At 71.1% G+C, this 20666-nt stretch carries 16 protein-coding genes and 2 pseudogenes; 9 read left to right on the forward strand and 9 right to left on the reverse strand.

The features are described 5' to 3' along the window. The 5 genes and pseudogenes from DY218_RS35265 to DY218_RS19610 all read left to right on the forward strand — a co-directional run. A pseudogene (locus DY218_RS35265) lies at positions 1-423 on the forward strand (histidine kinase); the annotation flags it as partial. Continuing rightward, a complete protein-coding gene (locus tag DY218_RS19595; RefSeq protein WP_128557388.1) occupies positions 420-863 on the forward strand; it encodes a roadblock/LC7 domain-containing protein in 444 nt (147 codons plus the stop codon). The pseudogene DY218_RS35265 and the gene DY218_RS19595, both read left to right, overlap by 4 nt. Before the next feature lie 9 nt (positions 864-872). After that, the gene (locus DY218_RS19600; protein ID WP_128557389.1) at positions 873-1268 is read left to right on the forward strand and encodes a DUF742 domain-containing protein; all 396 of its coding nucleotides are present in this window, start codon (positions 873-875) and stop codon (positions 1266-1268) included. Positions 1269-1297: 29 nt separating this feature from the next. After that, positions 1298-4885: a hydantoinase B/oxoprolinase family protein gene (locus DY218_RS19605; RefSeq protein ID WP_128557390.1), complete on the forward strand. Its 3588-nt coding sequence runs from the start codon at positions 1298-1300 to the stop codon at positions 4883-4885. Between the two features lie 180 nt (positions 4886-5065). Continuing rightward, a complete protein-coding gene (locus tag DY218_RS19610; protein WP_128557391.1) occupies positions 5066-5671 on the forward strand; it encodes a GTP-binding protein in 606 nt (201 codons plus the stop codon). Positions 5672-5768: 97 nt separating this feature from the next. Here DY218_RS19610 and glpK read toward each other — a convergent pair whose 3' ends face one another. The 5 genes and pseudogenes from glpK to DY218_RS35270 all read right to left on the reverse strand — a co-directional run. Next, positions 5769-7289: a glycerol kinase GlpK gene (gene glpK / locus DY218_RS19615; protein WP_128557392.1), complete on the reverse strand. Its 1521-nt coding sequence runs from the start codon at positions 7287-7289 to the stop codon at positions 5769-5771. Between the two features lie 28 nt (positions 7290-7317). Next, the gene (locus tag DY218_RS19620) at positions 7318-8079 is read right to left on the reverse strand and encodes an MIP/aquaporin family protein (protein ID WP_128557393.1); all 762 of its coding nucleotides are present in this window, start codon (positions 8077-8079) and stop codon (positions 7318-7320) included. Between the two features lie 329 nt (positions 8080-8408). Further along, on the reverse strand, positions 8409-9599 hold the full coding sequence (locus DY218_RS19625) for a lipid-transfer protein (protein WP_128557394.1): 1191 nt from the start codon (positions 9597-9599) through the stop codon (positions 8409-8411). After that, positions 9596-9941: Zn-ribbon domain-containing OB-fold protein (locus tag DY218_RS19630; RefSeq protein WP_233521719.1), on the reverse strand; the 346-nt coding region annotated here is incomplete at its 5' end. The genes DY218_RS19630 and DY218_RS19625, both read right to left, overlap by 4 nt. A gap of 1 nt (position 9942) precedes the next feature. Then, positions 9943-10076, reverse strand: a pseudogene (locus tag DY218_RS35270) (zinc ribbon domain-containing protein); the annotation flags it as partial. A gap of 383 nt (positions 10077-10459) precedes the next feature. Between DY218_RS35270 and DY218_RS19635 the strand changes: the two are divergent. Continuing rightward, positions 10460-10843, forward strand: a complete 384-nt coding sequence (locus DY218_RS19635) for a YrdB family protein (protein WP_199566786.1) — start codon at positions 10460-10462, stop codon at positions 10841-10843. A 79-nt stretch (positions 10844-10922) separates the two neighbouring features. On the opposite strand, the gene DY218_RS19640 is transcribed toward DY218_RS19635, so the two are convergent. Then, a complete protein-coding gene (locus DY218_RS19640) occupies positions 10923-11726 on the reverse strand; it encodes a M15 family metallopeptidase (protein WP_128557395.1) in 804 nt (267 codons plus the stop codon). Positions 11727-11827: 101 nt separating this feature from the next. Here DY218_RS19640 and DY218_RS19645 point away from each other — a divergent pair, with 101 nt between their 5' ends. Next, positions 11828-12436, forward strand: a complete 609-nt coding sequence (locus DY218_RS19645) for an NUDIX domain-containing protein (RefSeq protein WP_233521720.1) — start codon at positions 11828-11830, stop codon at positions 12434-12436. A 49-nt stretch (positions 12437-12485) separates the two neighbouring features. Here DY218_RS19645 and DY218_RS19650 read toward each other — a convergent pair whose 3' ends face one another. After that, positions 12486-14849: a glycoside hydrolase family 31 protein gene (locus tag DY218_RS19650; protein WP_128557396.1), complete on the reverse strand. Its 2364-nt coding sequence runs from the start codon at positions 14847-14849 to the stop codon at positions 12486-12488. Between the two features lie 199 nt (positions 14850-15048). Between DY218_RS19650 and DY218_RS19655 the strand changes: the two genes are divergently transcribed. Together DY218_RS19655 and DY218_RS19660 are read left to right on the forward strand one after the other, a co-directional pair. Next, entirely contained in the window at positions 15049-17022 is a 1974-nt protein-coding gene (locus tag DY218_RS19655) for an acetoacetate--CoA ligase (RefSeq protein ID WP_128557397.1), read from the forward strand. A gap of 84 nt (positions 17023-17106) precedes the next feature. Further along, positions 17107-17991, forward strand: a complete 885-nt coding sequence (locus DY218_RS19660) for a hypothetical protein (protein WP_128557398.1) — start codon at positions 17107-17109, stop codon at positions 17989-17991. Positions 17992-18074: 83 nt separating this feature from the next. Here the strand turns inward: DY218_RS19660 and ptsP are convergent, their stop codons facing one another. Together ptsP and DY218_RS19670 are read right to left on the reverse strand one after the other, a co-directional pair. Continuing rightward, positions 18075-19745 (reverse strand): phosphoenolpyruvate--protein phosphotransferase, encoded by a 1671-nt coding sequence (ptsP, locus tag DY218_RS19665; RefSeq protein WP_128557402.1) that lies wholly within the window; start codon positions 19743-19745, stop codon positions 18075-18077. A gap of 77 nt (positions 19746-19822) precedes the next feature. Beyond that, positions 19823-20272: a PTS sugar transporter subunit IIA gene (locus DY218_RS19670; RefSeq protein ID WP_128557399.1), complete on the reverse strand. Its 450-nt coding sequence runs from the start codon at positions 20270-20272 to the stop codon at positions 19823-19825. Between the last annotated feature and the right edge of the window lie 394 nt (positions 20273-20666).

The raw sequence follows: 20666 nt of genomic DNA on the forward strand, positions 1-20666 counted from the left end.
AGCGGCGCCGAGCCCACTCCACCCACCGGGCCCACCGCCACCGGCACACCGGGCGCCCCCACGCCCGCCGCCGGCCTCCCGCACGCCGGCCTGCCCCGGCGCGTACGTCAGGCCAGCATCGCGCCGCAGCTCAGAGACGCACAGGGCGCAGCAGCCCGTACGACAGCCGCCGACCAGGGGCCCGCCGACCGCGACGCCGACGAGGTGCGCAGCCGGATGGCCTCCCTGCAGCGCGGCTGGCAGCGGGGCCGGGAGCAGAACGCAGCACCCACCGGCCCCACCGACGACCCCGGTACCGGCAACGGCGCCGGTAGCGCAGATGCCGCGGCGGACGCCGCCGCACCCTCGCGCGAAGCGGCGGAGTCCACACCCCCGGATCCCGCCGCCGACCACCGCACCACACCCGAAGGGGACGGTCGATGACCGCACCGCAGACTGCCGCAGGGCCGTACGGAGGCCGAGGCGGCTCCGGCGAGCTCAACTGGCTCCTGGACGACCTCGTCGCCCGCGTGGCCAGCATCCGCAAGGCCGTCGTCCTGTCCGGCGACGGCCTGGCCACCGGAGTGTCCAAGGATCTGACCCGCGAGGACAGCGAGCACCTGGCCGCCGTGGCATCCGGATTCCACAGCCTGGCCAAGGGCGTCGGCAGACACTTCGAGGCCGGCCGGGTACGCCAGACCGTCGTCGAGCTCGACGACGCCTTCCTGTTCGTCACCGCAGCGGGTGACGGCAGCTGCCTCGCCGTCCTCTCGGACGCCGACTCGGACGTCGGCCAGGTCGCTTACGAGATGACGCTCCTGGTCAAGCGCGTCGGCGTGCATTTGGGTACGGCTCCACGTACCGAAACGCCCGCGGGCGGGTAGTGGGATGGCATGAGCCACGACGGTAACGGGACGCCCCACTGGTTCGACGACGACGCCGGACCGGTGGTGCGTCCGTACGCGATGACGCGCGGACGCACCAGCAGCGCGTCCCAGCACCGACTCGACCTGATCGCCCTGGTCGTCGCGGAGCAGGGCGTCGACGAGGCCGGCGCCGACCGGACCCTGGCGCCCGAGCACGTGGCGATAGTCGAGCTCTGCCAGGACACCCCCCAGTCCGTGGCGGAGCTGGCCTCCGAGCTCGATCTGCCGGTCGGTGTGGTCCGGGTCCTCGTGGGCGACCTCGCGGACGACGACCTCGTGCACGTCTCGCGCCCCGTTCCCCCTGCACAGCTGCCGGACGAGAGTATTCTGCGCGATGTGATCAGCGGCCTTCGCGCGCTCTGAGCGGCGCGCACACCGGGCGGGAGAGCGCAGTGACGGGCTGGCAGTTCTGGATCGACCGCGGCGGTACGTTCACCGACGTGGTGGCGCGCCGACCCGACGGCAGCCTGATCACCCACAAGCTCCTCTCCGAGCGCCCGGCACAACAGGCCGACCCGGCGGTCGAGGCCATCCGCGAACTGCTCGGCGCCGCCCCGGACGACGACCTCTCCTCCGCCCCGGTCGACGCCGTCCGGATGGGCACCACGGTGGCCACCAACGCCCTGCTTGAACGCAAGGGCGAGCGCACCGCCCTCGTCGTCACCCGCGGCTTCCGCGACGCCCTGCGCATCGCGTACCAGAACCGGCCGGAGATCTTCGCCCGCGAGATCGTGCTGCCCGAACTCCTCTACGAGCGGGTCGTCGAGGTCGACGAGCGCATCACCGCCGACGGCGCCGTCCTGACCCGGCCCGATCTCGACGCCCTCGCCACGGAGTTGCGTACCGCGTACGACGACGGGATCCGCGCCGTCGCGGTGCTCTGCATGCACAGCCATCTCCACCCGGGCCACGAACAGCGGATCGGCCGTCTCGCCGCCGGCATCGGCTTCCCGCAGATCTCCCTCTCCAGCGAGGTCAGCCCCCTGATGAAGCTGGTGCCGCGCGGCGACACCACCGTCGTCGACGCCTACCTCTCACCGGTCCTTCGCGCCTACGTCGACCGCGTCGCGGCCAGCCTGGGGGACGCACCGCTGATGTTCATGCAGTCCAACGGCGGGCTCACCGAGGCCGGCCGGTTCCGCGGCAAGGACGCCATCCTGTCCGGGCCCGCCGGCGGCATCGTCGGAATGGCCCGGATGTCGCAGCGCGCCGGCTTCGACCGGGTCATCGGCTTCGACATGGGCGGCACCTCGACCGATGTCTCGCACCACGCCGGGGAGTACGAGCGGGTGTACACGACGCAGATCGCCGGCGTGCGACTGCGCTCCCCGATGCTCGACATCCACACCGTGGCCGCGGGCGGCGGCTCGGTCCTGCACTTCGACGGCAGCCGCTACCGGGTCGGCCCCGACTCCGCCGGTGCCACCCCGGGACCCGCCTGCTACCGCGCCGGTGGCCCGCTGACCGTCACCGACGCCAATGTGATGCTCGGACGCATCCAACCCGCCCACTTCCCAAGGGTGTTCGGCCCCGACGGCGACCAGGCGCTCGACTCCGACCTGGTACGCGAACGCTTCACCGCGCTCGCCGCCGACATCGCCGAGCAGACCGGCGACGACCGCACCCCCGAGCAGGTCGCCGAGGGCTATCTGAGGATCGCCGTGGCGAACATCGCGAGCGCCGTGAAGCGGATCTCCGTGCAGAAGGGCCACGACGTCACGCGCTACGCACTCACCACCTTCGGCGGCGCGGGCGGCCAGCACGCCTGCGCCGTCGCCGACTCGCTCGGCATCCGCACGGTCCTCGTACCGCCCATGGCCGGAGTGCTCTCCGCGCTCGGCATCGGCCTCGCCGACACCACCGCGATGCGCGAACAGTCCGTGGAGGCAGCGCTGGAGCCCGCCGCGATGCCGGACGTCGAGGCCACCGCGGACGCCCTGGAAGCCGCGGCCCGCGAGGAACTGCGCGCCGAAGCCGTCCCCGAGGACCGCATCCGCGTCGTCCGCCGCGCCCAACTCCGCTACGACGGCACGGACACCGCTCTCACCGTCGACCTCACCGAACCCGGCGCCATGCGGCGGGACTTCGAGGCAGCCCACCGGGCCACCTACTCCTTCGTCCTGGACCGCCCGCTGGTCGTCGAGGCCCTCACCGTCGAGGCCACCGGCGTCACCGAGCCGCCCGACCTCGCCGTGCCGGCCGCGAGCCGTGCGCGCCGAGCACCGGAGACGGTCGTCCTGCACACCGGCGGCAAGCGCCGCGACGTGCCCCTGCACCGCCGTACCGATCTGGCTCCGGGGGAGCAGGTGACCGGCCCGGCGATCGTCGCAGAGGCCAACGCCACCACCGTCGTGGACGAGGGCTGGCAGGCAGCCGTCGACGACGGGGGCCACCTCGTGATGCGGCGCACCGCAGTCGCCGAGGGCCCCTCGGCGGACACGGCGGCCGACCCCGTACTCCTCGAGGTGTTCAACAACCTCTTCATGTCCATCGCCGAACAGATGGGCGCCCGCCTGGAGTCCACCGCCCAGTCGGTCAACATCAAGGAGCGCCTCGACTTCTCCTGCGCCCTCTTCGACCCGGACGGGAACCTGGTCGCCAACGCCCCGCACATCCCCGTCCACCTGGGCTCGATGGGCACCAGCGTCAAGGAGGTCATCCGCCGTCGCCGCGACCGGATGCGGCCGGGAGACGCCTACGCGGTCAACGACCCGTACCACGGCGGCACCCACCTGCCCGATGTCACCGTGATCACCCCGGTCTTCGACGGCGACGAGATCCTCTTCCACGTCGCCACCCGCGGCCATCACGCCGAGATCGGCGGCATGGCCCCCGGCTCGATGCCCGCCGGCAGCCGCCGCATCGAGGAGGAGGGCATCCTCTTCGACAACTGGCTGCTCACCGAGGACGGCCGCTTCCGCGAGGCCGAGACCGAGCGCCTGCTCACCTCCGGCCCGTACCCCTCGCGCAATCCGGCCACCAACCTCGCCGACCTGCGCGCCCAGATCGCCGCCAACGCCAAGGGAGTCGAGGAAGTCGGCGCCATGATCCGGCACTTCGGGCTCGACGTCGTCCAGGCGTACATGCGGCACGTCCAGGACAACGCCGAGGACGCCGTCCGCCGCGTCATCGACACCCTCGCCGACGGCAGTTGCTCCTACGAGACGGACCTCGGCGCCACCCTCGCGGTCTCCGTCACCGTGGACCGCGCCGCGCGCACCGCCACCGTCGACTTCACCGGCACCTCCGCCCAGCTGCCCGGCAACTTCAACGCCCCCTACGCCGTGGTCAACGCCGCCGTCCTGTACGTCTTCCGCACCCTGGTCGGCGACGACATCCCGCTCAACGACGGCTGTCTGCGCCCGCTGCGCATCGTCGTCCCGCCCGGCTGCATGCTCTCGCCCGAACCGCCCGCCGCCGTCGTCGCGGGCAATGTGGAGACCTCCCAGGCCATCACGGGCGCCCTGTACGCAGCGCTCGGCGTGCAGGCCGAGGGCTCCGGCACGATGAACAACGTCACCTTCGGCAACGCGGACCACCAGTACTACGAGACCGTCGCCTCCGGCTCCGGAGCGGGCGACGGTTTCCCGGGCGCACCCGTCGTCCAGACCCATATGACCAACTCCCGGCTCACCGATCCGGAAGTGCTCGAGTGGCGACTCCCGGTGCTCCTCGAGGACTTCTCGGTACGGGCCGGCAGCGGTGGCCGCGGCCGGTGGCCCGGCGGCGACGGCGCCGTGCGCCGCCTGCGCTTCCTGGAGCCGGTGTCCGTTTCGACACTGTCCGGGCACCGCCGCGTACCTCCGTACGGCATGGCCGGCGGCGAGCCGGGTGCGCTGGGCTCGAACCGGATCGAGCGGACCGACGGGACCGTCGAGGAACTCGCGGGCAGCGACGCGGCGGAACTGGGCGCCGGGGACGTACTGGTCGTCGAGACCCCCGGCGGCGGAGGCTACGGGCCGCCCGACACCGCGCCCTGACCGCCTCGGGACCCGCCCGGACGGCACGATTCCGGTCCTTTCGCCCACCCCGGGTGAACACGTGGCTGCGCGCCGCTAGAGTCTGCTGCGGAACTTCCTTGCGCCACAAGGCAGTTCGACCCGCAGCTGCCTTCGATGCGCAGTGACCTCCGACCCGCAGTGACCCAGGAGTGGAGACCCATGGTGATCGGGCGTTCCGGACGCCGTAAGCCCCCCGTCGAGCCGGTCACCCTCAAGATGCTCGTGGCCGGCGGATTCGGCGTGGGCAAGACGACCCTGGTGGGCTCGGTCAGCGAGATCAGGCCGCTGCGCACCGAGGAGACCCTCAGCGAGGCCGGACGCCCGGTCGACGACACCGAGGGGATCGAGGGCAAGAGCACCACCACGGTCGCCATGGACTTCGGCCGGATCACGCTCCGCGAGGACCTGGTGCTCTATCTCTTCGGGACACCCGGGCAGGACCGCTTCTGGTTCCTGTGGGACGAGCTGGCGACGGGCGCGCTCGGCGGAGTGGTCCTGGCGGACACCCGCCGACTCGAGGACTGCTTCGCGGCCGTGGACTACTTCGAGCGGCGCGGCATCCCGTTCGCGATCGGCGTCAACTGCTTCGACGGCGCGGAGCGTTACCCGGCGGACGCGGTACGCGGCGCCCTCGACCTGGACGACGGCGTACCGGTCGTCCTGTGTGACGCCCGGGACCGTGAGTCGGTGAAGGAGGTCCTGATCACCGTCGTCGAGCACGCGATGAACAGGGCCGCCGCGGAGCGCGAGCCCGCGACCACCTGATCCGCACCCACGGCCGTACGGGCGCCCGCACGGCCCGTACCCCCGCCGACCGGGGTACGGGCCGCTGTCCGTGGGACCGGGGCGAGCGCGGAGCGATTCAGCCCTCGCCGTCCTCGTGCCAGCCGAAGCTCCGCTCCACCGCCTTGCGCCAGTTGTCGTACTCGGCCTCGCGCGCCGTCGCCTCCATGTGCGGCGTCCACTCGGCGTCCTTCTGCCAGTGCGCCTTCAGCTCGTCGAGGTCGTTCCACACCCCGGTGGCGAGACCCGCCGCGTAGGCAGCGCCGAGGCACGTGGTCTCGGACACCCGGGGCCGGACCACCGGGACGCCCAGCACGTCCGCCTGATGCTGCATCAGCAGATTGTTCTTGGTCATCCCGCCGTCGACCTTGAGCGTGGTGATCTGCACGCCCGAGTCCTGGTACATCGCGTCGACGACCTCACGGGTCTGCCAGCTGGTCGCCTCGAGCACCGCACGGGCCAGATGCGCCTTGGTGACGTACCGCGTCAGACCGGTGACCACACCGCGCGCGTCGGAGCGCCAGTACGGAGCGAAGAGCCCGGAGAACGCGGGCACGATGTACGCACCGCCGTTGTCGTCGACGCTCGCCGCGAGCGGCTCGATCTCGTCCGCGCTGCCGATGATGCCGAGCTGGTCGCGGAACCACTGCACCAGAGCGCCGGTGATCGCGATGGAGCCCTCCAGGCAGTAGACCGGGGCCTCGCCGCCGATCCGGTAACCCATCGTGGTGAGCAGCCCGCTCTTCGAAGGGACCGGCCGGTTCCCGGTGTTGAGCAGCAGGAAGCTCCCGGTGCCGTACGTGTTCTTCGCCGTGCCGACGTCGTAGCAGGCCTGCCCGAACACGGCCGCCTGCTGGTCCCCGAGCGCGGAGGCCACCGGGACGCCGGACAGCTGGCCGACGGCCGTGCCGTACACCTCGGCGGACGAGCGGATCTCCGGGAGCATCGACTCCGGGACGTTCATCGCGGACAGGATCGAGGCGTCCCACTGGAGCGTCTCCAGGTTCATCAGCATGGTGCGCCCGGCGTTGGTGACGTCCGTGACGTGCACTCCGCCGTCCGTGCCGCCGGTGAGATTCCAGATCAACCACGAGTCGATGGTGCCGAAGGCGATCTCGCCGCGCTCGGCGCGGGCGCGCAGTCCCGGCACGTTGTCGAGGAGCCAGGCCGCCTTCGGCCCGGAGAAGTAGCTGGCGAGCGGCAGTCCGGTGGCGTCACGGAAGCGGTCCTGGCCCACGTCCCCGCCGAGTTCGTTGCAGAGCGCGGAGGTACGGGTGTCCTGCCAGACGATGGCGTTGTGCACGGGCCGGCCGGTCGCACGGTCCCAGAGCACCGTCGTCTCGCGCTGGTTGGTGATCCCCAGTGCGCTCAACTGGTCGGCCCTGAGGCCTGCTTTGGCGAGTGCCCCGGCGACGACGGCCTGGACCTTGGACCAGATCTCGGTCGCGTCGTGCTCGACCCAGCCGGGCTTGGGGAAGATCTGGCGGTGCTCGCGCTGGTCGACGGCGACGATCTCGCCGCCGTGATCGAAGATGATGCAGCGGCTCGAGGTGGTGCCCTGGTCGATGGCGGCGACGAACCTGTCGGCGTTGTCCGGCATGACTACCCCTAGTTCGGAAGGCTGCTGTTCAGAAGGCTGCGTTGAAGACGAGGGCGCCGAGGACGCCGCCGATCAGCGGCCCGGCCACCGGGATCCAGGCGTAACCCCAGTCGTTCGTGCCCTTGTTGGGGATCGGCAGGGCCGTGTGCACGATCCGTGGTCCCAGGTCGCGGGCCGGGTTGATGGCGTAGCCCGTCGGACCGCCGAGCGAGAGGCCGATGCCGACCACCAGGAGGGCGACGAGGAGCACGTTGATGCCCGATCCGTAGATGCCGTTCTCGAACTCGCCGACCGCGATACCGGTGTTCTTGCTGAAGAACAGCAGCGGTCCCACCAGGGCCGCGGTCGCGATGATCTCGGTGACCAGGTTGGCGGCGGGATGGCGCACCTCGGGCGCGGTCGCGAAGACTCCGAGCGTCGGTACGGCGGTCTCGGCGTCCTTGTTCGCCACCTGGAACTGGGCGTAGTACAGCGCCCAGGCGAGCAGCGCACCGATGATCGCGCCGATCATCTGCGCCGAGAAATAGATCGGTACGTCGGCCCACTCGGTGACGTCGGCGACCGCGAGGCCGAGGGTCACGGCCGGATTGAGATGGCCTCCGGAGAGCGGGTTGGCGGTGTACGCCCCGGCCATCACACCGAAGCCCCAGCCGAACGCCACGACGACCCAACCGGCGTCGTTGGCCTTGGACTTGTTGAGATTCACCGCGGCGCAGACGCCGGCGCCGAACAGAATCAGGATCGCGGTGCCGATGATCTCACCGACGAAGATGTCCCCATTGGAATACATGGCGGCTCCTAGCCCCTCGCCCGGGGCTCGGGCCCCGGTCCTCCGTGCGGGTGCATTGCGCGTGCCCACGTCCACCGAGGGCAGGAGGGGTCCTGAGCCCCGCCCGGCGTCGGTGACGAGCGTGCCGTCGCAGCCGGATCGCCCTGGAGGCCGGCCTGCTGTGCAGGTGAGGGCCGTGCGCGGCGCGGCGCCGGAGAGCGGCGATGCCGACTGACACCCGGAAGTGTTCACCGGTCGTGATGGAGCGTCAAGGTCGCGGACCACAACGGTTGTTCAGGGGCACACCGGACGTCGGGACATGCATGGCGCGGCCCGTTGCGCGGGCGGCGTCACCGCACCGCGACCACCGCGGACCCGTGGCCGAAGAGCCCCTGGTTCGCGCTGAGCCCCACGCGCGCCGCTGCCACCTGCCGCTCGCCCGCCTGCCCCCGCAACTGCCGGGTGAGCTCGCATACTTGGGCGATGGCCTGAGCCGGGACGGCCTCCCCGAAGGAGGCGAGACCACCGCTCGTGTTCACCGGTGTCCTGCCTCCCGGTGCCGTGTCGCCGGCCCGCAGCAGGGCGGCTGCCGCACCCTCGGCGCAGAGCCCGAGATCCTCGTACCACTGCAACTCCAGGGCGGTGGACAGGTCGTAGACCTCGGCGAGCGAGAGGTCCTCGGGACCGATGCCGGCCTCCTCGTAGGCGGCGTCGGCGATGGAGGCGCGGAATCCGACCGGCCCGGGCGGCACGGTGGCCGCGGAGTCCGTGGCGATGTCGGGCAGATCGAGGGTGGTCTGCGGGAAGGTGGGGGTGACGGTTGACACGGCCCGGATGCGTACGGGCGGCTCGGTGGAGCGGGCGCGGGCGAAGTCCATGGTGGACAGCACCAGCGCGGCCGCGCCGTCCGAGGTGGCGCAGATGTCGAGCAGTCGCAGCGGATCGGCGACCACGGGAGACGCGGCGACCTCCGGTGCGGTGACGGGCTTGCGGTAGCGGGCATGCTCGTTCAGCGCTCCGCAAGCGGCGTTCTTGACCTTGACCTGGGCGAAGTCGTCCAGTGTGTCGCCGTACAGTGCCATGCGGCGGCGGGCGTAGAGGCCGAAGTACGCGGGATTGGTGGCGCCGAGCACGCGGAAGCGCAACCAGTCGGGATCCTCGGGCCGTTCGCCGCCCGCGGGCCGGAAGAAGCCCTTCGGAGCAGCGTCGGCGCCGACCACGAGGACCACGTCGGCGAGGCCCGAAAGGAGCTGTGTGCGGGCGGTGTTGATGGCCTGGGCGCCCGAGGCGCAGGCCGCGTACACGGTCGTGACGCGGGCGCCTTGCCAGCCGAGCGCCTTGGCGAAGGTCGCCCCCGCGACATAGCCGGGATAGCCGCCGCGCACGGTCTCCGCGCCGACGACGGAGCCGACCTCCCGCCAGTCGACGCCCGCGTCCGCCAGCGCGGCCCGGGCCGCCACCACTCCGTACTCGGTGAAGCTCCGGCCCCATTTGCCCCAGGGATGCATGCCGACCCCGAGCACCGCCACATCGTGCTTCATGACCCGCTCACCGGCTCGAAGTTCCAGGTCGTCCAGGTGGTTTCGGCGTCCTCGCCGAGCACCCCGGGCACCACGCGCACCCGCATGCCCACCGACAGATCGGCGGGTGAGACACCGGGCGGTGCCTGTCCGAGCACCACCATCCGCTCGCCCTCGAGTTCCGCGGCGATCAGGGTGTACGGCTCCCAGGGGAGGTCCGGATCGGACACGTACGGTGCCGGTGGACGGTAGCGGCCGTCCGTGAACGACCAGATGCGGCCATGCCGCGACAGCGGGACCTCGGCCAACTCGCCGCCCGGGCATGCGGGGTTGCGGCAGTGCGTGTCCTCCCGCGGGAAGTGCNAACTCGCCGCCCGGGCATGCGGGGTTGCGGCAGTGCGTGTCCTCCCGCGGGAAGTGCACGTTCCGGCAGGCCTCGCACCGGGTGCCGAGCAGCCGGAAGTCCTCGCCCTCTCCGGTGAACCAGCCTTCCACCACCGGTGTTCGCGTACGCGGCACGATGCCCACCTCTCCTCGAACCGCGGGCGCGCGGGGTCGGCGCGCGCGCCGGCGGTCGACGGCCCACTCCGGACACGTAGCTGACGATGCATCAGATCCAAGGGGGAGTGTGCCACGGAGTCGGCACGGCGCGCGAGGGGTGCTCGGAGACAGGTCCACAGCCCGTCATGTCCCGTCACTTCCCCGTCAACGACCGCCAGACCTGACCGAGTTCACGGCATCGGCACTTGTGGACGGTTCCCCGGACGGGGAACGATGCGTCAACCACCCGAGGCGACCCGTTCCACGACCGGCCAGCGCGCGCGGGCCGGCGACAACATGGGGGATGACATGCCGATCGAGGCACGTGCAGAGGCGGCCAGGTGAACGACACGCTGGCACTCGCCAACAACGACGCCATGCTTGCGATCCGCTTCCTGCTCGAGCTGGTCTCGCTGCTCTGCCTGGCGATCTGGAGCTGGCGCAAGGTGCCCTCTCCGTGGCGCTGGCCGCTGGTCGTCGCACTGCCCGTTGCGGTGGGCTGGGCGTGGGGCTCTTTCACGGTGCCGGACGACCCGTCCAAGGGCGAGACCGACATCCACACGCCCGGACCGTTGCGCCTCCTCCTCGAACTCGCCGTCTTCTTCGGTGCGGTGGCTGCGCTCCACCTCGCCGACCTGCGCCGCGCGGCCCGTTGGCTCCTTGCGATCATGGTCGGCTACCAGGTTCTCGCCTACGACCGGATCGGCTGGCTGCTCAGCCACTGAGCAGCCAGCCACCGCCTCCGATGCAGTCAGCCGCCAGTGAGCGGTGCGTGGCCGCCGGCCTGACCTGTGCGGACGTCCCCTAGGGCCTCAGCGATCGGCGGCTGACGGGGAAGTCGAAGTACGTGTCCGGGAACAGCTCGGGCTTGTGCGTGAAGTGCCACCATTCCTCGGGGAGATTCTCGAATCCTTCCTCGGACAGGGCGTCGCGCAACAGATCGCGGTTCGCCCGCTGTTCGTGAGTCACGCGCGGGTCATCGGTGTGCGAGCGGGTGTCGAAGCAGTCGTAACCGGTGCCCATGTCCAGCGAGTTGTCCGGGAACCGCTCGTCCTGCGGCGCATAGCACGGCACCAGCGGCTCGCCCGGTCGGTACGGACGGGTCGGCTTCGCCGGGAGCCGGACGATCGTCAGGTCGACCGTGGAGCCCCTGCTGTGTCCGGACTGCTCCGCGATGTAACCGTCCTCGAACAACCTCGACTTGTCGACCTGTGGATAAAACTCCGTCTTCATGCGCTCGTCGCCCAGATCCTCCGCCCAGCGCACGAAGTGGTCCACGGCCCGTTGCGGCCGGTAGCAGTCGTAGACCTTGAACGAGTAGCCCTTGCGCAACAGCCGCTGCTGGGCCCGGTGCAGGGCCTCGGCCGCGGGCCGGGTCAGGATGCACATCCGCTGCCGGTATCCGTCGATGCGGTCGCCGACGAAGTTGTGCTTCGTGGGGTATCGGATCTCCTCGAGGATCGTCGGATCCACGTCGCGCAGCGCGACGAACTCCTCCGGAGCCTTCGGCTCATGTCGTGCCTGGGCCGGCGCGGGAAGCACGGCGACGGTGGCGAGAGCGGTGGCGGTGACGGCGAACGCGCGCAGTGCCGCGGTGAGTCGTGTCATGGGCACTGACGTGTACCAGCCGCGGCGGCCGGAGGAAAGGCGATCGCCCGCAGTCCGCGCGTGTTGCGTGGCAGTCCGGGTGCCTTCGATACAGTGCGCGCGTGTCAGAGCCGAGCCCGCCGAGCGACGTGCACGAGACGGCCGAGCCGAGCGCCCGTCCGAGCTGCACCACCGGACCGAGGGGAACTGCCGGACCGAGGGGCACCGTCGAGCCGCACTCCCACTGCTCGACCTGCGGCGCGCCCTACGGCAACGTCGCGGTCTGGCCCCGCCGCTGTCCGGCCTGCGGCCACACTGCCTACCGGAACCCGTTGCCCGTAGCGGTGGCCCTCCAACCGGTCCAGGACACCGCCGGCATCGGCCTGCTCGTCATCACCCGCTCGATCGCTCCCGCCCGAGGCCTCGACGCGCTGCCGGGCGGCTTCGTCGACCACCGCGAAGACTGGCGTGACGCCGTCGTCCGCGAGCTCCGCGAGGAGACCCGCATCGAGGCCCATGCGCGCGACGTCGTTCTTGCCGACGTTCTCAGTTCGCGTGACGGGCACCTCCTGATCTTCGGCCTGCTTCCCGTCCTGCCGGTTGCACAACTGCCGCCCGACCGGCCCACGGACGAGACCCACGGACGGCACCTCCTGCGCGAGCCGGTCGAACTCGGATTCCCGCTGCACACCATCGCCACGCGCGCGTGGTTCGCGGGCCACTACGGCTGACCGCGGGCCCGCGACCCCCGTCCGCTGCACGTCGTAGCCTCCTATGCGCTTACGGGGCCACCCCACGCACCCGCACCGCGTCCTGCACGGCGACCGGACCCTCGTCCGTCTCCCGCTCCACCACCACCGCGTCACCGTCCCAGCGGGTCGCGTACCGCTCGATCTCCGGCTGCTCCCAGCCGTCCCCGGCATCACGCACCACCAGGCCGCCGCCGGTCCGCCCACGCGCCGGAGCCCACGCCTCCAGCTCCACCGAACCGTCCGCACCGCGCACCGGAACCACCGCACCGGCCCGCACCAGGACCGGAATCCGCGACAGCGGCGCATCCAACAGCACCTGCCCGGGCCCCTCGTGCACCGCACCGGACACCGCGTCGTACCACCGCCCCCGCGGCAACCGCACCGCCCGCCGGTCCGTCCCGCCCTCGAGCACCGGCGCCACGAGCAGCGCATCCCCGAGCAGAAACGCGTCCTCGCAGTCCCGCAGCGCCCGGTCCTCCGGAGCGGACCACCACAGGGGCCGCACATACGGCGCACCGGTCGCCTGCGCGAGATGCGCCAAGGTCACCAGGTACGGCTGAAGCCGATGCCGCTCATCGAGCACCACGCGCGCGTGCTCCAGCGCGGCAGGACCGAACTCCCAGGGCTCCCGCCGCCCGGCCCGCAGCGCCGAATGCGTACGGAACAGCGGCAGATACGAAGCCAACTGCAGCCACCGCACATACAGTTCGGGCGACGGCGACCCGTCGAAACCGCCCACATCGGGCCCCGAGTAGGGCACCCCGCACAGCCCGAGCCCCAGGACCAGCGAGAGCGACGCACGCAGCCCGGGCCACCCGGTCGCCACGTCCCCGGACCACGTGCCCCCGTAACGCTGCAACCCGGCCCACCCGGACCGCGAGAACAGGAACGGCCGTACGTCCGGACGCAGCTTCCGCAACCCCTCGTAGCCGGCCTGCGCCATGCACAGGCCATAGACGTTGTGCGCCTCCCGATGGTCGCCGCCCCGCCCTTCGACGGCATGCCGCGCCGAACGCGGCAGCGTCGGGTCGCCGAAGGCGGTGAACGACACGGGCTCATTCATGTCGTGCCAGAACCCCTCGAAGCCCTGCGCGAGCCGCTCCTCGTACTGCTGGCCCCACCACCCGCGCACCAGTGGCGAGGTGAAGTCCGGGAACACCGATTCACCCGGCCACACCTCCCCGCGGACCTCCTTGCCCCGCCGGTCCCGTACGAAGGCGTCCACGCCCCGTCCAGAGGCGTACAGATCCGTCCCGGGGTCGGCCTTCACTGCGGGGTCCACGATCGACACCAGCCGCACCCCGTCGTCCGCCAACTCGGTGGCCAGCTTCGGCAGATCGGGAAACCGCTCCCGGTCCACGGTGAACACCCGGTGTCCATCGAAGTGGTCGATGTCCAGATGGACCGCGTCCAGCGGCAGCCCACGCTCCCGGTAGCCGGCCACCACCCGCCGCACCTCCGCCGCGCTCCCGAAGCCCCAGCGCGCATGCTGATACCCGAGCGCCCACGCGGGCGGCACGGCCGGAGCACCCGTCAGCGCGGCCCAGGCACCCAGCACGCGCGCGGGGGTACCCACCACGACCCAACAGCGCAGCGGCCCACCGCTCATCCGCACCTCGCAACCGCCCGGCCGGTCGTGCCCCGAACCGGCGCCCTCGTCGCCCTCCCGAAGCGTGACCGTCCCGTCCCAGGTGTTGTCGTGGAACACTAGATGCGTCCCCGCGTCGGCGACCACCAACTGCACAGGCATCGTCAGCGACAACGGATCGTCCTCAGGACCGAAGGAACCACCCGGATCCGTGTTCCACAGCCGGTACGCCCCGTCCCGCAGCCGCGGCCCCGAAGCCCGCCCACCGAGCCCGAAGAACCGCGCATCAGCCGCCACTTCGGAACGCTGCACCCAACGCGCCTCACCGCCCGACTCCGGCGCCCACCAGCGCGGCGGCAGATCCCGCCGCAACACCACACCCCCGGGAGTGCACACCTCCACCGCACCGTGCCGGGACACCACCACCGTGACCCGCTCGGACACCACCCGCCAGCCGCCCTTCGTGTCCGGCTCGAGAACGGCCCGCGGATCCGGCTCAGGCCCCGCACCCGGCACGGCGTACGACGGCTGCACACCGGCCCCGTCCCAGCCCCAGAACACCGCACCACCGCCGGTGACCGTCACCTGCAGCTGCGACCGGGCGAACCGCACCACCCCACCGCCCGGCCCCGGCTCCACACCCGTCACCGGACCGGGCACCCGCGCCCGCTCACCCGTCCTGCGCGGCAGCCCCCACGCGTCCGTACGCCGTCTGCGCCACGCCGCGCGCACCGAGCGCAGCCCCTGCGCCGTACCGACCACGCCGACCGACTGCACCGCACGCACCACGTCCCGACCGTCCATGCAGCTCACCCTGCCATCACGGGCCCACCGCGCGCGTGGCGTTCAACTGCCGTTCACCCGTGGCACACGCACATACCCGAGCCGCCGAATATGGGCGGCACACCCTGGTGCCGAAGTCGATCACATGGCATCGTCCGTGACAGCCGCGCGCCCCACCCCGGCCGACGCGCACCCGCCCACGCACCCCGGGAGCCGCCCCGTGTCCACCGCCACTCCTCAGCAGCCTCCGCTCTGGCAGCCCGATCAGGCACGCATCGACGCCGCCGCGGTCACCCGCTTCCAGTCCTGGGCCGCGGAGCGGTACGGCGCCCCCGCAGAGGGCGGCTATCAGGCCCTGCAGCAGTGGTCCGTGGACGAACTCGACACCTTCTGGAGGGCGGTCGCCGACTGGTTCCAGGTCCGCTTCGAGACCCCGTACGAGTACGCCGTCGCGGACCCGACGATGCCCGGCACGACCTGGTTCCCCGGTGCCACCCTCAACTACGCCGAGCACGCCCTCAGGGCGGCCGACGACAGGCCGGACGATCCGGCACTCCTGCACGTGGACGAGACCCAGGAGATCCGTCCGGTCAGCTGGTCGGAGCTGCGCCGCCAGGTGGGCGCCCTCAGCGAGCGCCTCCGCTCCCTCGGCGTACGCCCCGGCGATCGCGTCAGCGGCTATCTGCCCAACATCCCGCAGGCCGTCGTCGCCCTGCTCGCCACCGCCTCCGTCGGCGCGGTGTGGACTTCCTGCGCCCCCGACTTCGGCGCCCGCAGCGTCCTGGACCGCTTCCAGCAGATCGAACCGGTCGTCCTGTTCACCGTCGACGGATACCGATACGGCGGCAAGGAGCACGACCGCCGCGACACGGTCGCCGAACTCCGCCGCGAACTGCCCACCCTGCGCGCGGTGGTGCACGTCCCGCTCCTCGGCACACAGGCCCCCGACGGCGCACTGGAATGGCACGAGGTCACTGCCGGCGACACCACACCCGTCTTCGAGCACGTGCCCTTCGACCACCCTCTGTGGGTGCTCTATTCCTCCGGCACCACCGGCCTCCCCAAGGCCATCGTGCAGTCCCAGGGCGGCATCCTCCTGGAACACCTCAAACAACTCGGCCTGCACTGCGACCTCGGCCCATCGGACCGCTTCTTCTGGTACACGTCCACCGGCTGGATGATGTGGAACTTCCTCGCATCAGGCCTCCTGACCGGCACCACAATCGTGCTCTACGACGGCAGCCCCGGACACCCGGACACCGCCGCCCAGTGGCGCATCGCCGAACTCACCGGCACCACGCTCTACGGCACCTCCGCCGCATACGTGATGGCCTGCCGCAAGGCCGACGTCCACCCGGGCCGCGACTTCGACCTGTCCCGCGTCCAGTGCGTGGCCACCACCGGATCACCGCTACCACCCGACGGCTTCCGCTGGCTGCACGACGAGGTGCGCGACGACCTCTGGATCGCCTCGGTCAGCGGCGGCACCGACGTCTGCTCCTGCTTCGCGGGCGCCGTACCCACCCTCCCCGTGCACATCGGCGAGCTCCAGGCCGCCTGCCTCGGCACCGCCCTCAGCGCCTGGGACCCACAGGGCAAGCCGCTCATCGGCGAAGTCGGCGAACTCGTCGTCACCCGCCCCATGCCGTCCATGCCCGTCTCCTTCTGGAACGACCCCGACGGCACCCGCTACCACGACAGCTACTTCGACACCTACCCCGGCGTGTGGCGCCACGGCGACTGGATCACCATCACCGACCACGGATCCGTCGTCATCCACGGCCGCTCCGACTCGACCCTCAACCGCCAGGGCGTACGGATGGGCTCGGCCGACATCTACGAAGTCGTGGAACGCCTCCCGGAGATCAAGGAATCCCTGGTCATCGGCCTCGAACTGCCCGACGGCGGCTACTGGATGCCCCTCTTCGTCCACCTGGCCCCCGGCGCCGAACTCGACGACACCCTGCGCAGCCGCATCAAACAAGCACTCCGCGAACAGCTCTCGCCCCGCCACGTACCGGACGACATCATCGAGGCACCCGGCGTGCCCCACACCCTCACGGGCAAGCGCATCGAGGTTCCGGTCAAGCGCCTGCTCCAGGGCACGCCCATGGAAAAAGCCGTCAACCCTGGCTCGGTCGACAATCTCGACCTCCTCCGCTTCTACGCCGACCAGGCCCGCAACCGACCCTGATCCCGACCGCCCGGAGACCGGTTGTCAGACCCCCCGACTACGGTGAGTGAGCACCAGTCACGAATCGGAACATCAGGGGGAATCATGGCGCACACCGAGTCCGCCACCATGCGACGCACCCTGCGCCGCGAAGTCGTCGGCACCATCGGCCTGCTGGCCGACGAGGAGGACTTCGCGGCCATGCGCCGCTACCGCACCTTCACCTTCGACGACCACTCCACTTACCTCAGCGAGATGGACCGTCTGCTCCGCGCCCGCGACGCGGGAGGCAGCCACACCACCGTCGCCCTCTTCGACCCCACCGAATACGCGGACTTCTGCGCCGACGAGGGCCTGAACGCAGACAGCCCCCGCGGCCGGATGCGGTTCACGGCCCACCTCGCCGCCGGCCCCGCCGTCGCCTACGACGGCCGCCCCCTGCGCCACTTGCTGCCGGAGCTCGTCGACATCACGGTCCGCCAGTCCACCTGGGAGTACGCCCAGGCGCTCCTCGCCGAGGTGGGGGAGTGCGCGGACTGCGGCGAGGACATCGGCCGCGCGGCGCTCGCCAGGGCGGCATTTCTGGTCACCCGGCTGCTCCGTGCCGCGGGCCCGGGGGCGCACCACCTCGTCTGCAGCGTCGCTCACGACGGACACCACCTGCTCTCCGCCCTGCACGCGCACGCCACCGCCGACGGCCGCGTCGACCTGGACGAGGACGAGGCGGCCGACTTCACCACCGTGCTCGCCGCCGGCATCGCCACTGCCGGCGCCGGCGGCGTGGTCCTGCGCACCGCACGCGAGGACACCGCCGAGGCGGTCTGCGGCTGGCGCCTCAAGTCCGACCGCCTCGTCCCGCTGACCGAGGCGGAAGTCTTCGACGCCTACTGCACCGACGCCCGCACCGGAGACCTGATCTCCCCCGAGTCCGGGCTCGACTACCGCGCCGCACCCGACCTCGGCCCTCTGGATCCGGGCACGTCCCACTGACCCGGACCCACGCATACGCCGAGGGCGCCCCCACCGCACGGCAGGGACGCCCTCGGCCGGAGCCACAGCTCCGTACTACTCACTCACTCGCCGGACAGCACACCGTGCGCAGCCGCCCGCGCCTCCTCGGCAGTGTCCGCGGCACGCGCCGCGGCAGCCGCGCGCTCACACTGCGCCAGCGTGTACTTGGCCAGCGTCGCCCGCACATACGGAATGGACGCAGCGCCCATCGACAGGGAGGTCACCCCAAGACCCGTCAGCACACACGCAAGCATCGGATCCGACGCGGCCTCGCCACAGACGCCACAGCTCTTGCCCTCGGCCTTCGCCGCATCGGCGGACAGCGCGACCAGATCGAGCAGCGCGGGCTGCCAGGGATCCTGCAGCCGAGACACCGCACCCACCTGACGGTCGGCGGCAAAGGTGTACTGCGCGAGGTCGTTCGTCCCCAGGGAAAGGAACTCGACCTCCTGCAGCACCGAGCGAGCACGCAGAGCCGCGGACGGAATCTCCACCATCGCACCGAACTTGGCCTGCAGTCCGGCCTCGCGACAGGCATCGGCGAACGCCTTGGCATCCGTCCGGTCCGCCACCATCGGTGCCATGACCTCGAGATACACCGGGAGCCCCTCGGCCGCCTTCGCCAGGGCCGTCAACTGCGTCCGCAGCACCTCGGGATGATCGAGCAGAGACCGCAGCCCGCGGACCCCGAGCGCCGGGTTGGGCTCGTCGGCCGGCGTGAGGAAGTCGAGCGGCTTGTCGGCGCCGGCATCCAGCGCCCGCACGACGACGCGCCCCTGCGGAAACGCCTCGAGCACCTGCCGATAGGCCTCGACCTGCTTCTCCTCGGACGGCGCCTTGGTGCTGTCATCAAGGAACAGGAACTCCGTACGGAACAGCCCCACGCCCTCGGCCCCCGCCTCCACCGCGGCCGGGACATCAGCCGGTCCGCCGACATTGGCGAGCAGCGGCACCTTGTGACCGTCCGACGTGGCACCCGGCCCCGTGGACGCGGCCAGCGCGGCCTTGCGCTCCTCCGCGGCAGCCTCGAGAGCCGCACGCTTCTCGGCGTTCGGGTCCACGAAGATCTCGCCGGTGCTGCCGTCCACCGCCACCACGGTGCCCTCGGTCAACTCACCGGCTCCCGGCAGCGCCACCACGGCGGGAACTCCGAGCGCCCGCGCCAGAATCGCGCTGTGGCTGGTCGGCCCACCCTCCTCGGTCACAAACCCGAGCACCAACGCCGGGTCGAGCAGCGCGGTGTCAGCCGGCGCGAGATCACGAGCGATCAGCACATATGGCTCGTCACTGTCGGGCACGCCGGGCATGGGAACACCCAGCAGCCGCGCCACGATTCGATTGCGCACGTCATCCAGGTCGGCGACCCGACCGGCCATGTACTCGCCCGCCCCGGCGAGAAGCTCGCGGTAGTGCGAGAAGGCGTCGTAGATCCCCCGCTCCGCAGAACTCCCCACCGCGATACGCCGATCCACATCGGCCATCAGCTCGGGGTCCTGCGCGATCATGGCCTGCGCCTCGAGCACGGCCTGCGCCTCACCACCGGCGAGATTGCCCCGCGCATTGAGATCGGCGGCGACCGCCTCGACGGCCTGGCGCGCCCGCCCCTGCTCCCGCTCCGCGGCCTCGGCCGGAATCTGCTTGGCAGGGGGCTCGAGCACCGCCGTCCCCATATGCCGTACTTCGCCGATCGCCACACCGTGGCTCACGCCGACGCCTCGCAGCGTTGTCTCCATTTCACCCGTCTCCGGTACATGCGGCGGAGCTGCCACCGCTTTGGACATGGAACCTGCCGCCGGCGGCGGCACTGGCGTCACTGCCAGCTGAACAGCGCGTCATCGACCTTGACGTCGCCGTCCTCTACAACGTCGGAGAGGGCATCGGCCGTCGCCTCGAGAGCCACCACGGGACACACCGGAGACTTACCGGCCGCTTCCACGGCGGCGGGGTCCCAGCGCACCATCTCCTGGCCACGCTGCACGGTGTCGCCCTTGTTCACAAGCAGCTCGAAGCCTTCACCGTTGAGCTGGACCGTGTCGATGCCCAGGTGAGTGAGCACTCCGTGGCCGGCGGCGTCGACGACGACGAAGGCGTGCGGGTGCAGCGACACCACGACACCGTCGACAGGCGCCACTGCCGTCGACGCTTCACGCGCGGGGTCGATGGCCGTGCCGGGACCGACCATCGCACCGGAGAAGACCGGGTCAGGCACTGCAGCAAGTCCGATGGCACGGCCGGCGAGCGGGGACGTCACGGTCGTCATGGAGGGCCTCCCAGGAGGTGGGGATCAACTACGTCGTCACTACCTGTCGTCAACGACGCACTGGTGAGAAGCGTAAGTCATAAGAAGTCCCGGTTCCCCACGAGAACTCCTGGTTCATGGACATACGGAACGCCCACAAACGATTTGCGCACCCGGTGCGTCCGCCTGTAGTGTCGACCACCTGTTCGCGACTGCGCGGCGATCCGAGCCGAAGTCCGAACGGCATCTGTCTCGTCGATCCTAGACCCGGGTCACGCTTCTGCATGCTTGCAGGGGGGTGGTCATGGGCAGCGAAAAGGCCTGATAGAGTCTGGAAACACCGAAGGGAAGCGCCCGGAGGAAAGCCCGGAGTGGGTGAGTACGAAGGAAGCGTCCGTTTCTTGAGAACTCAACA

Source organism: Streptomyces triticagri, assembly GCF_003429565.1.
Lineage (GTDB): Bacteria > Actinomycetota > Actinomycetes > Streptomycetales > Streptomycetaceae > Streptomyces > Streptomyces triticagri.